The following is a 12,279-nucleotide window of genomic DNA, read 5'->3' on the forward strand; positions in this document are numbered from 1 at the left end:
CAGCTCTTTGAAAATAAATCGTTGATAAACAGATACCATGCATCTATTTTTGCTCCAGGCATCATATTGTCCTCGAGATTAAGTACAGAGTTTGGCATCAATCTAGTAATTACGGGAGCAACAACATTTCCCTTAGGTTCGAAATCCTACCTAGAATTTCTCATAAACTTTTTTGATTTTACACTCAATTATTTGATATTCTTTTTAAAAAATAACTGCGCGATTAACAGTCCATTTTTCATTTTCAATCAAAAAGGTCTCCTTTTTTCGAGTCAATAGATTTTCCAGCAGGATCTACGTTAAAAACCACTTGCGGTAGTTTACCACCGGGGTCTTCGCTACCTGCTGCGCGGCCTGTGCCTTGCCCTGCGAAAAACTTTATTGATGAAAATTCCGGGCTCATCTTCATCACAAAATTATCACCCCAGCATGCCTTCACCTTTTTATCATTTTGCAAAAAACGCACCAATCCTACGCATATCTATCACTCTTGCCACCAAGTGTAGAGAAATTGCTCATAATTATAGTACAATGGGAGGGTTTGAGGATGCTTTAATCGTGCATCATAGGCTAGTCGATGATTGGCAAGGTACCAATTCGGTACTACATAGTAGCCATACCAAAGGACCCTGTCAAGCGCTCGACAAGCTGCAACCAACTGTGTCCTATTTTCAGCATAAATGATTTTTTCCACTAAATCGTCAACAATCGGATCCTGTACCCCTGCTATATTTTTGGAGCCTTTTTTAATCGCGGCAGATGCACTCCAATAATCACGCTGTTCATTTCCCGGCGACTGAGACTGTCCAAAAACAGCGACAGTCATGTCAAAGTCAAAATTTTTTATTCTATCAGTATATAATGCAGGATCAATGGTCCTGTACGTCACATCTATGCCCAGTCTTTTCAAATTCTTGACATAGGCAGCCATCACCCGCTCAAAAGACGGGCTTACAAGCAAAATCTCAAACCGAAAAGGCTGATTATCCTCATTCACCAACACCCCTTCTCGGACCGACCACCCTTCTTCTTCCAGCATCTGTTTAGCCTTGCGCATGTTTTTCCTCAAGCTACCTGGAGGGACGGTCGTTGGCGGGGATAACGGCTGGGTAAAAACCTCGGCTGGTAATGTATCCCGAAAAGGTTCAAGCATTTCCAATTCCAGGCCCGTAGGGAGCCCCTGAGCGGCAAGTTCAGAATTAGAAAAATAAGAGTTATTGCGGGTATATTGATTAAAAAACAACGCATTATTAGACCACTCAAAATCAAATGCAAGGCCAAGAGCCTGCCGGACCCGGGGATTGGCAAACAACTGTTTTCTCGTATTAAAAACAAATCCCTGCATACCCGCATTATTGTGGTGCGGGAAAGCGGTTTTCAATAACTCCTTACTGTTGAATCGTTTTCCTACTAAATCCCGCTGCCACTGTTTGGCTATATTGACGTACATGACGTCAAACTCACCAGCTTTGAAAGCCTCCACACTAACAACCTGATCTTTAAAATATTTGACGGTTATTGTGTCAAAATTAAACATCCCTTTACGAACCGGATGATTTTCAGCCCAATAGTTTGGATTTCTTTTATAGCTTATCGATTTACCCGGATTAATATCAGCTATCGTATACGGCCCTGAACCTATTGGGATTACCATGCCTTCTCCGCCTTCAGACGAAAAGGGGTGCTCATCATAAAACCGCTTATTGAGTACAGGGAGCTGCCCCGCTATCATATGTAATTCGCGGTTCACTTGTGCAAAGTTAAAACGGATCACCAACGGGCTCAGGATTTCTGCATCTTTTATATCCCTCAGATAGATCTGGTAAAAAGGATGGGCAGCACTGCTTTTTAACGTTTGCAAAGAAAAAAGAACATCTTGGGCAGTAATTGGTGTCCCATCTGCAAATCGCGCTTCTTCATCCAGGGTGAAAGTTACCGATTTCTTATCTGCAGCCAACACGATATCTTTTGCAATAAGTCCATAATTGGCGAAAGGTTCATCCAGGCTGGGAACGGTCAGGGTCTCAAACACCAAGGATGATAGCCCCAGCGGTGCGGCACCTTTCAATGTAAACGGATTCAGCTTGTCAAAACTGCCGAGATCATGAAGAACGAGTTTCCCGCCCTTTTGGGCATCTGGTGAAGTATAAGCAAAACGCTCAAAGTCCGGCGGGTATTTCAAAGTACCGTCAAGGCTCTCTCCATGGGATGCAAAACAGGACGACGGAATTATTACCTGCCAGCAGCATACAAGCAGGACATAAAAACAAAATACTCTTTGCCGGGCCTTCGGGTTCAATATTTTTTTTTGCATAATAGACTCTTCACGAGTTAAACGGGCAGCATGTACTCCGTTAGAGAGGGTGATCAAACAGTAAAAATAAGCTCAGGGGTTAGACATAAAGCCACCTGCAGAGCTCAACTCATGAGCAGGTGTAGCCACAACAATGACTCGACGACTTGACACTGTACCAGCAGTCACTATAAGCAATCACTCCGCTTCTGTACAGATGATAGCCCGGATTTCTCATCAGTTCAGGCAGCGTCAGGTTCAAAGTGTTTGGCTATGAATAAGAATAGGTTATATTCATGACCAAAATACTGAAGAAGATGGTGCTGGATGGACTGATCTGTGGTGAACATTGTGTTTAACTTTCAAACCCATATGAGTTTGCATGCCATGCAGAAATTGTCTCTAACTTGACAAGTTGAGACAATGTTCATGAGAAATCCGAGTTAGCAGCAAGTTACCCACTTCTTTTAAAGGAAAAAATTGACGAATTTTCACTCTGCGTGTAATTACTGTTCCTTTATTTAATCTTACCTCTCAAGACAAACCGGCACCTGTAAAAGTTGTCTGTCTGATCAAAAAATTTCCCTTTGATTCCTGGAGTAAAAAATGGGACAAACCATCACCGAAAAAATTTTTGCCGCCCATAAACGAGATACCCCTGCCCCTGATAACATGGTGCTTGATCTTGACGTTATTATGTGCCACGAAATTACAACGCCAATAGCGATAATGGACCTTGTGGAAAAAGGAATGGACCGCGTATGTGATCCAACCAAAATCAAGGCTGTTATTGATCACGTTACCCCTGCTAAAGACAGTAAAACCGCAACCCAAGCCAAAATCATGCGCGACTGGGCAGCTCGACACAATATACAAGATTTTTTTGATATCGGTCAAAATGGTGTTTGTCACGCCCTTTTTCCGGAAAAAGGATTTATCCGCCCGGGATACACGGTAATCATGGGTGATTCCCATACCTGCACCCATGGTGCTTTCGGTGCTTTTGCCGCCGGAGTCGGCACCACCGACCTGGAAGTAGGTATCCTCAAAGGAGTCTGCGCTTTCAGGGCGCCACAATCCCTAAAAATAGAAGTGACAGGAAGCCTGCAGCCAGGGGTTGTTGCCAAGGATATCATCCTTCACATTATAAAGCAGCTGACGGTAAACGGGGCAACAGACATGGTCATTGAATTTTGCGGCCCTGTGATAACGGCAATGAATATGTCTTCTCGGATGACCCTGTGCAATATGGCTGTAGAAGCCGGGGCCACTTCCGGTGTCTGCCTCCCCGACGAGGTGACGGCACAGTATTTGTGGCCCTTTATTAAAGATGAATACGACTCAATTGAAGCAGCGATCAGTGATTTCAGCAAATGGCATTCCGATGCAGACGCGGTGTATGCGAAAGAACTTTCTGTCGATGTAACAGACCTGTCTCCACAGGTAACTTACGGATACAGGCCAGACAATGTTAAGGATGTTGCCGAGCTTGCCGGCACCAAAATTGACCAGGTTTATATCGGCAGCTGTACCAATGGACGAATTGAAGACGTCCGCGAAGCGGCAGCCATCCTCAAGGGAAAAGTAGTAGCTCCAGGGGTCCGCGGTATCCTTACTCCAGCCACCCCTGGTATTTACTCACAAGCCCTGGAAGAAGGGCTGATCAAAATTTTCATGGACAGTGGTTTTTGCGTCCTCAATCCCACATGCGGTGCCTGTCTGGGCATGAGCAGTGGTGTCCTTGCCGAAGGCGAAGTCTGCGCATCAACGACCAATCGAAATTTTAACGGCAGGATGGGCAAAGGTGGCATGGTGCACCTGATGAGCCCGGCAAGCGCTGCCGCGGCAGCCGTTACCGGCGTTATCACAGATCCACGACAATTATCAAGCTAAACACATGTCAATGCTCTCCAAGTGGCAGGGCATTGACAGGCTAGCCATAAATAAAGGCAGGGAGAATTTGAGCGTAACACCTCAATAGCTCGACCTGACTATAAAAATAAAGAGGCACAATAACAATGAAACGCTTTGGTGGCCAAGCAGCCTTTATCAACAGAGATGATATTAATACCGACGAGATTATTCCAGCTAAATACCTCACAGAAATTACCAAAACCGCTCTCAAGCCTCACCTGCTTGAAGATCTGCATTTGGAAGGCCAGATTTTTGATCCTCACGCAGATGAGATCCAAAAAGCCAACGTGCTGGTAACAGGCTCAAATTTTGGTTGTGGTTCTTCCCGTGAGCATGCTGTATGGGCATTGGAAGTAAATGATATCAACCTGGTAATAGGAAAGAGTTTTGCCCGAATATTCAGACAAAACATGTTCAACTGCGGGATCCTCGCCATAGAGTTACAACAGGCCGATCTGGACGCACTCTTTGCAATGCCCGGTATAATTACAATCAGCGTGGACCTGGAACAGGAAACCATAACAGCTGTAAGCGATGCTCCCGAAACAGAAACACGGACCTGCTCCTTTACTTTAAACAGTTTTGATAAACAATTAGTCGCCGCCGGCGGCTGGCTCAACTTTGCCGATCAAAACTACTGATCCTGGTTTTTGCTCTTTTTCAGCCTACGAATCTCAACTCACCCTATCTCTGCCATGGACACCCTCTTTTCAGATAGAATTTCAGATGTTCCGCAATCGTTTATACGAGAAATACTCAAGGTAACCCTTGATGACTCTATTATTTCATTTGCAGGAGGGCTTCCCAACCGAAACCTATTTCCGGTCAAAGAGCTGCAGCAGGCCGCAGATTCGGTTTTCACAGAGGCAGGCCGCGAGGTACTGCAATATGCAAATTCGGAGGGGTATCTGCCTCTACGACAATACATTTCAGAGAGATACCGCATAAAGCAACAGTTGGATATACCACCTGAAAACATCCTGATCACAACAGGCTCCCAGCAGGGGTTGGACCTGCTGGGCAAAATCTTTATCAACAATGGCGATGGGGTGGCAATTGAAGAACCTGGCTACTTGGGTGCTATCCAGGCATTTTCGATGTATCGTCCCCTTTTCAAAGGTATTCCTGTTACTGAAGAAGGTATGGATACCAAACGGCTAAAATCTGCTCTAGAAGAAAACAACATAAAACTCATCTATACGGTTCCCAACTTCCAAAACCCTGCCGGTATTTCCTATAGTAGTACCAACCGCGAGGAAGTAGCTCAAATTGTTAGCCAAACCCAAAGCACCCTGATCCAAGATGATCCTTACGGTGATTTACGCTTTACCGGTCAAGCCAAACAAAATTTTCAATCGCTGATCCCTGATCAATGCGTTCTTCTAGGCTCTTTCTCAAAAACCATTGCCCCATCGTTACGCATTGGGTGGCTGGCGACTAAGCCACAGCTCATGGAAAAGTTGCTTATAGCCAAACAGGCGTCTGATCTGCATACTGACTATTTGGCCCAAAGGATTTTGTATCAATTTTTAGCAGACAATGACCTTGACGCGCATATTCAAACAATTATTCGTGCATACGGGGAACAAAAGCAGACTATGGTGCAGAGCATCAAGCAATATTTCCCGCCTGATGTGCGCTTTACAAATCCTGAAGGCGGGATGTTTCTTTGGATCACCTTGCCCGAACAGTTGTCGGCAATGACCCTTTTCAAGACAGCCCTCAAAGAAAAAGTCGCCTTTGTGCCGGGCACACCTTTTTACGTGGACAGAGAAGATACAAACACATTGAGGCTAAATTTTTCCTGCATGGATAATGCGACCATAGAAACAGGTATTCAGCGACTGGGGGCAGCAATTCGCTCGCTGGCGAAAGAAAAAGACAACTCCATATGATGGTTATTTTTGAACAAGAATAAATAACCATCATATGGAGTTAAAAAGGACGAACTTCCTGATATGGAGTTAACTTAGATCAAACTAGAGCGACACTTCGCCCAGCGACTTTATAAGTTTTTCCTGCTCCTCGTTGAGTTCTTTTGGTATCTGAATCGCTATTTTCACAAGTAAATCTCCGCGATTTCCCCCTGGCCCACAGGGCAGCCCATACCCCTTGATACGCAACTTTGCTTCCTGCTGCACCCCTGCAGGCACTTTTACATTAAACTTTTTCCCTTCCAAAGACTCAACAGTCACCTTTGTTCCCAGACATGCCTGACTGAAAGGAATGCGCTTTTCCAGCACAAGATCATCCCCGCTCCGTTTGAAACGCTCATGGGATTCTACATTCACTTTCAGATACAAGTCACCAGCCGGACCGCCTGAAGGAGACGGGCTCCCTTTCCCGGTCAAACGCAGCCTTTTGCCGGCCTCAATTCCCTGGGGGACTTTCACCGTCACACTGCGAGGTCGTCCATTATTGCGCAGACTGATTACCTTTTCTGCCCCATTGAGAACGTCTTCCAGGGAAATGGTCAATTCAAAGGTAAGATCTTGGCCTTTGGTTTGCTGCGTATGCGTTGCACAACCACCACCACCGCATCCGCCACGTCCACTTGAATGGCTAAAAAAAGACTCGAAAGGAGTCCCTCCTCGGCGAGCTCCCTGGAACCCCCCTGAACCGGTTCTGAAAGAGGCGCCTCCAAAACCGAATTGGCCGAGAATATCATTGAGATCAAAGCCTCTGAAAATATCTTCCTGGGAAAAACGCTGTTGAAAACCTGTCGAGCCGAACGTGTCGTACTGTTTCCTTTTTTCAGAATCTGAAAGAACCGCGTACGCTTCACTGATCTCCTTAAACTTCTTCTCCGCCTCTGCATTATCCGGATTTTTGTCCGGATGATATTTCAAGGCAAGTTTTCTGTAGGCTTTCTTAATTTCATCGGCAGTGGCTGTTTTAGCTACTCCCAAGATCGTATAATACTCCATTTTGTTTATCGACGTCGCTATAAAGTTGTAGAATGCGGGTTTTAACGCCGCCCTGAATTTTGTGGTTACAATATAAGCCCGATGTTACAATTGTCTATCAAACTCAATTGTAGTTTGCTTTATTTATCCACTGTCCCTGCGAAAAGAGCCCTTCCTCTAAATGACCGGTTTTCAATCGATCCAAAATTGAAGCACGATTGTTTTCAGGTTGATTAAGAAAAATAACATAGGGATGACCATCTGGAAAATACCCCGCATAATTATAGACGCCCTGCAAGGTGCCCGTTTTGGCGAGTACCCCCCTATATTTCCTGAGCAGTAACTTATGCGGTGTGAAAACTTTCAAAATTTTCAACATGCTTCGAACCGACATCCTGTTTTGCCGTGATAAACCGGCTCCATCAACGACAGCGGCGGCATCAGACATATCACCTCCTAACGCCTCATGCAATACCTGCTGTATGGCAGTGGCAGATTTTTCCCACGTTGCCGGATACCCAAACCGCTTAGCACCACAGGCAAGAAAAAGCTGGTTTGCTATAAAATTAGAGGAATAATAAAGCATATTCTTCACAAGCTCTTCAAGCGTCCTTGGGTTTTTGTAAATAAATATGCACTGTGCTGTAGTGGGAACCGACCTTACTCCTGTTTCGCCTGAAACAAGGATTCCGACCTCCTTAAAGAGAGCGAGAAAAAGTTCGCTGGTATAACGCGCTGCAGCTGTTTGCGGCCGACACCCACCAACACAGATATTCACTCGGTGAATTCCCGGCTTTCTCCCTTTGCCGACCTCTTTCATAAAGGGCAACCATGGGGTCTGGGGCTCACTTGAAAACACACGTCTTCGACTATCGACCCGAACAGGCAGACTGTTAAAATTGACCGAAGTGGCTGCAACAGGCGCGTCATAGGCGTTACTACTATTACTGCTTCCTGGTGGTACACCATCAAGCGCATACACTGAATTATCAATAAAAATCCCTTTGATATGTCCCACCTGCTGCGTTTTCAATTGAGTGACAATACGACGCACGTCTTCAGACAAGAGCAGCGGATCACCATAGCCCTTGATGTACAAGATCTGCTTGTCATCCAGATAAAATTCAGTGGTAAACCGATACGCTGGGCCAAGAATCCGGAGGGCTGAAAGAGCAGTAACAATCTTAACAACGCTGGCAGGAATGTAGGCGGTATCGAGATTGCAACCATCTACGACATTCCCGAAACTGTCGGCAATGCCATAACCACCGCTTTTAATAAACGTAGAATAATCCCGGCAGGCTGCATGTACAGCCTGCAGAGGGAAACAGGAAGCGATAAAAAAAAAGACAGGCAATATTAAAAATTTCCGCACCACTTCCGCTTCTCCTTTTCATCCCTATTGCTCATGAACTTTGTTTCAATTTACCCATCTGCACACAAGTTCTTCTTGTGGAACAACACCAGCTGCAGGTACAATTTTCCTCCATGTTCACCAAACGGAAATTGGCTATGCAAACAGTACCCTTTAAGCAGGTGTTTCTATTTCACGAATCTCAACTTTTTGAATTCTAACAAGAAGTGCCTGTTCTGGTGACAGGTGCAATCCATGTTCAAGTACTTCCCGTGGGTTTGTTCCTGCCTGACCGTGATAGTGAAGGAGTTCTACAAAAAGATCATGCCCCTGAGCCTCCATTGAAGCCACCAATGGCCGTAGATCAAGTTGCCGTCTTTTTTTCTTTCGTATTCGTTCTATGACCAGCTGGTCAAGAGCGTTAAAAGCAATCACCTGTTGCTGAATTTCATTTTCTGAAAACTCATCCAAAGTAACCTTGTACATGGCACAATAGCTGGCTTGGCGAACTTTCTTTTCCAATGTAATGTCAGTCACGGTTATAGTGGCCGGCAACTGTGCATCAAGGTTCGTTATTGTCTGGGCAAGAGAAGAAAGAGGCTTTCCAAGCTCAACATAAAAGTATTCAGCCCGACTTTCGATGCCCACCGGTAATGCCTGGCTAAAAGAAACCCTAGGCGACGGATTGTACCCCTGAGAAAAAAGGACAGGCAGGCCGGCACGGTGTAGAGCGCGGAAAATCAGCTGCAAAATTTCCAGGTGCCCATAGAATCGACTGTCACCCATACGAGAATACGACACTCTATATACAAAAGCCGTCCTTTCAGGTTTAACGATTTTTTCCCTGTTCAATGGAGCCGGAGGTAAAGAAACCTCTTTTTTCTCATTTACCCTGGGCTTAATTGTCTCGAAATCGCAGATTCCGCACTGCTGACACCCTCCATTTCGACAATCTTCGGTGTAGAGTTGTTTTTTGGCATCAGCCAGCTCCTGCTCTAAAAACTGACGGTCTACCCCACTGTGCAGATGATCCCATGGTAGTATTTCGTCAAGGGTACGTTCACGAAGATAGGTATCCATTTCAATACCACACTCATCTGCTGCAACTTGCCACTGGTTAAGGTTAAAATGTTCCGACCATCCATCTAGACGTGCTCCTTTCTGCCAGGCTGTGAGAATCAGGTCAGCCAACCGTCTATCACCCCTGGAAAAAACGCCTTCCAGATACGATTGTTCAGGTTCATGCCACTTCAGGGCAAACCCCTTTCGAGGCAATATTTGTTTCAAACGATTTATTTTAGCCCGGGACTGCTCACGGGAAATTTGCGGTTCCCATTGGAAAGGAGTATGCGGTTTTGGAACAAAGGTGCCGATGCTGACATTTATTTTCACCTTCCCTCCTCGCCCTTGTCCAGCCTCCAGCTTGGCCTTTCGGGCCAGCTCTACAATGGCCTCCACATCCTCATCAGTTTCCGTCGGCAAACCAATCATGAAATAAAACTTGATCAAATTCCAGCCAAGTGCAAAGGCATCTTGACAGGTGTCCATCAGATCTTTCTCAGAAATACCTTTATTAATAACCTCTCGCAAACGATCGGTCCCAGCTTCAGGAGCGACGGTAAAACCAGTTTTCCGGACTCTCTTTATTTGATCCATGACCACCGGAGTCAGCGTGCCGACACGCATGGACGGCATGGAAACCGATACATATTCATCGGCAAAGCGATCCATCAGCTTGGTCATCAATGTACCCAGGCACGAATAATCTCCAGTTGATAAAGAAAGCAATGCAAGCTCATCAAACCCGCTGTTGGTAATACCGGCCTCAGCCAGTTCCATGATATCGTCTACTGATCGTTCCCGTACCGGCCGGTAGGTCATCCCGGCTTGGCAAAAGCGGCAGCCACGAGTACACCCTCGCGCAATTTCAATGCCTAACCTGTCATGTATAGGCTTAACAATCGGTACCAGGGGCTTGCTCACCAAAGCCGGTGATTGCATTTCAGGCAGTACTCGCCTCATGACTGATGTATACTCGGGCAATAAGGGTTCCACACTAGTGATTCGAGAACCATTGTACTGGGGCTGAAAAAAAGAAGGTACATACACCCCGGTAAGGGTACTGAGCTGCTTGAGTATTTCTTCACGTGACTGTCCCTGCTGCTTAAACTGCAGAAACTGCTCAGTCAGCTCCTCAACAATTTCCTCACCGTCACCAAGTACAATGGCATCGAAAAAATCAGCAACCGGCTCAGGGTTAAAAGCTGCCGCACCGCCGCCTAGAATGATAGGATGCTGCTCGTTACGATCCTTTGCATGTAAGGGTATAAAGGCCAGGTCAAGCACAGTGAGAATATTGGTAAAACAAAGCTCATAGGGCAGCGTGATCCCCAGAATATCATAATCAGCCAATGGTCTGCGCTGCTCTAAGGAAAAAAGAGGCTGCCGGCGAGCTTTTAACGCTGCTTCCATATCAACATCCGGAGTGAAGCACCGATGGGCAAGCGCATCGCTACGCTGATTGAGGATATGGTAAAGAATCTGTAGTCCCTGGTGAGACATGCCTATTTCGTAGAGATCTGGAAAAATTAAACAAAAATGTACCTGCTCTTCTTCCCAGGTCTTGTCTACTGCGTTAAGTTCCCCACCAATATATCGTCCCGGTTTGCGAACTAAAGGGAGGATCTGCTCTATGTTAACCTGTTTATTCATTGACATTATAGATAATTTAGGCTGTAATTCTCGTAGTCTCTACCGCAGGCGGTAAAGACAGTAAATGATTTAATACTACTTAATTAATATGCATTACAGTATGGCGTAATCACGCAATCACCATGAAAAAAATACAAATCTTTATTGCGTTTTCCTGTTGTTTGCTGTTTGCAGCATCCTGGTCAGCAGCTGTCGACCACAAACAATTGCTCAACAGCATTGAATATTTAGACCTCTCCTCGAATGCGGATCAAGTCACTTTTAAACTCAACGGTTCCTATAGCCCAAAAGCCTTTACTTTAAAAGGTGAAAGACCTCGAATGGTCTTTGATTTTCAGGATGTTCAAATCACCGGTAATATCAAAAACAGCATGCCGACCAACGGCCCCATTATTAAACAGATTCGTGTGGGCCTGCACAAAGGTGAGCCCCAAAAAACACGCGTTGTCTTTGATTTAGCCACCACAAAAGAAATATTCGTTGATCAACATTTTAACGATACAACCTCAACGTTAACCGTTACGCTGTCAACCTTGGAATTTCCATCCACCGATTCTACGCAAGCACCAGAGCCTGGACAGGGTGTAAAAGTTGAAAAGGTTCTTCCTCCCGCAGCTCCAGTTCCCGCGAAAAATATGCTGCAGGCAGAAACGGTTCCGTCCAGTACCTCCACGCAAGAAAAAATCACCTCACCGCATAACCAGAACAGCAGCCCCGATTCCGGTCAGGCTGCGAATGCGCCCTTGCTGCGAGACGTTTCCTTTGACAATTCTTCCAACAAAGGCGAGATGGTGCTTTTTAAGCTCAATGGATTTTACCCGCCAATTGTACACGGCGTAGAAGTGGGACTTCCCAGAGCGGTATGTGACTTTCAAAATACAGTGCTTGCTGAAAGCGTTAAAAGTATAGAAAAAGCCAATGGCAAATATGTGAAATCAATCAGAGTAGGTAAACATAAAAATCCTGATAAAATCAGGGTCGTTCTCGATCTCGAGCCCAACAACAATTATGATCTACAACAGGTCTTTTTCAGGGAAGACAATCTCTTTGTGATCATCGTCAACACCACAGCCTCTGCGCCCTTAAAACAATAAAGGCTC

The 12,279-nt window shown here is 45.5% G+C and carries 9 protein-coding genes; 4 read left to right on the forward strand and 5 right to left on the reverse strand.

Translation table 11 applies throughout. From position 1 onward, the window contains the following. Window positions 1–244: 244 nt before the first annotated feature. Both ACHZCY_RS00155 and ACHZCY_RS00160 read right to left on the reverse strand, forming a co-directional pair. The gene (locus tag ACHZCY_RS00155) at window positions 245–457 is read right to left on the reverse strand and encodes a hypothetical protein (protein WP_319547419.1); all 213 of its coding nucleotides are present in this window, start codon (window positions 455–457) and stop codon (window positions 245–247) included. 27 nt (window positions 458–484) lie between these two features. Beyond that, on the reverse strand, window positions 485–2,314 hold the full coding sequence (locus ACHZCY_RS00160) for an extracellular solute-binding protein (RefSeq protein WP_205220526.1): 1,830 nt from the start codon (window positions 2,312–2,314) through the stop codon (window positions 485–487). Window positions 2,315–2,899: 585 nt separating this feature from the next. On the opposite strand from ACHZCY_RS00160, the gene ACHZCY_RS00165 reads away from it, so the two are divergent. The 3 genes from ACHZCY_RS00165 to ACHZCY_RS00175 all read left to right on the forward strand — a co-directional run bounded on the left by ACHZCY_RS00165 (window position 2,900) and on the right by ACHZCY_RS00175 (window position 6,102). Then, window positions 2,900–4,186 carry a 3-isopropylmalate dehydratase large subunit gene (locus ACHZCY_RS00165; RefSeq protein WP_319547420.1) on the forward strand — a complete coding sequence of 429 codons (1,287 nt, stop codon included), beginning with the start codon at window positions 2,900–2,902 and terminating at the stop codon, window positions 4,184–4,186. Window positions 4,187–4,311: 125 nt separating this feature from the next. Beyond that, the gene (locus ACHZCY_RS00170; protein ID WP_205220528.1) at window positions 4,312–4,848 is read left to right on the forward strand and encodes a 3-isopropylmalate dehydratase small subunit; all 537 of its coding nucleotides are present in this window, start codon (window positions 4,312–4,314) and stop codon (window positions 4,846–4,848) included. Between the two features lie 54 nt (window positions 4,849–4,902). Further along, window positions 4,903–6,102 carry an aminotransferase-like domain-containing protein gene (locus tag ACHZCY_RS00175; protein WP_319547421.1) on the forward strand — a complete coding sequence of 400 codons (1,200 nt, stop codon included), beginning with the start codon at window positions 4,903–4,905 and terminating at the stop codon, window positions 6,100–6,102. Between the two features lie 84 nt (window positions 6,103–6,186). On the opposite strand, the gene ACHZCY_RS00180 is transcribed toward ACHZCY_RS00175, so the two are convergent. The 3 genes from ACHZCY_RS00180 to ACHZCY_RS00190 all read right to left on the reverse strand — a co-directional run bounded on the left by ACHZCY_RS00180 (window position 6,187) and on the right by ACHZCY_RS00190 (window position 11,179). Then, window positions 6,187–7,134 (reverse strand): J domain-containing protein, encoded by a 948-nt coding sequence (locus tag ACHZCY_RS00180; protein WP_319547422.1) that lies wholly within the window; start codon window positions 7,132–7,134, stop codon window positions 6,187–6,189. 103 nt (window positions 7,135–7,237) lie between these two features. Further along, window positions 7,238–8,491 carry a D-alanyl-D-alanine carboxypeptidase/D-alanyl-D-alanine endopeptidase gene (dacB, locus tag ACHZCY_RS00185; RefSeq protein ID WP_319547423.1) on the reverse strand — a complete coding sequence of 418 codons (1,254 nt, stop codon included), beginning with the start codon at window positions 8,489–8,491 and terminating at the stop codon, window positions 7,238–7,240. A gap of 150 nt (window positions 8,492–8,641) precedes the next feature. Then, window positions 8,642–11,179 (reverse strand): TIGR03960 family B12-binding radical SAM protein, encoded by a 2,538-nt coding sequence (locus ACHZCY_RS00190; protein WP_319547424.1) that lies wholly within the window; start codon window positions 11,177–11,179, stop codon window positions 8,642–8,644. A gap of 122 nt (window positions 11,180–11,301) precedes the next feature. Between ACHZCY_RS00190 and ACHZCY_RS00195 the strand changes: the two genes are divergently transcribed. Beyond that, entirely contained in the window at window positions 11,302–12,273 is a 972-nt protein-coding gene (locus tag ACHZCY_RS00195) for an AMIN domain-containing protein (RefSeq protein WP_319547425.1), read from the forward strand. Window positions 12,274–12,279 lie beyond the last annotated feature (6 nt).

The sequence above is a fragment of the Desulfogranum marinum genome, from assembly GCF_963675105.2.
In the GTDB taxonomy this organism is placed as follows: domain Bacteria; phylum Desulfobacterota; class Desulfobulbia; order Desulfobulbales; family Desulfobulbaceae; genus Desulfogranum; species Desulfogranum marinum.

What these genes read in the sequence shown, in the direction of transcription:
- ACHZCY_RS00190 (WP_319547424.1), bottom strand. Translation starts at nt 11,179, where the DNA reads ATGAATAAACAGGTTAACATAGAGCAGATCCTCCCTTTAGTTCGCAAA.
- ACHZCY_RS00195 (WP_319547425.1), top strand. Translation starts at nt 11,302, where the DNA reads ATGAAAAAAATACAAATCTTTATTGCGTTTTCCTGTTGTTTGCTGTTT.
- ACHZCY_RS00175 (WP_319547421.1), top strand. Translation starts at nt 4,903, where the DNA reads ATGGACACCCTCTTTTCAGATAGAATTTCAGATGTTCCGCAATCGTTT.
- ACHZCY_RS00180 (WP_319547422.1), bottom strand. Translation starts at nt 7,134, where the DNA reads ATGGAGTATTATACGATCTTGGGAGTAGCTAAAACAGCCACTGCCGAT.
- ACHZCY_RS00170 (WP_205220528.1), top strand. Translation starts at nt 4,312, where the DNA reads ATGAAACGCTTTGGTGGCCAAGCAGCCTTTATCAACAGAGATGATATT.
- ACHZCY_RS00160 (WP_205220526.1), bottom strand. Translation starts at nt 2,314, where the DNA reads ATGCAAAAAAAAATATTGAACCCGAAGGCCCGGCAAAGAGTATTTTGT.
- ACHZCY_RS00165 (WP_319547420.1), top strand. Translation starts at nt 2,900, where the DNA reads ATGGGACAAACCATCACCGAAAAAATTTTTGCCGCCCATAAACGAGAT.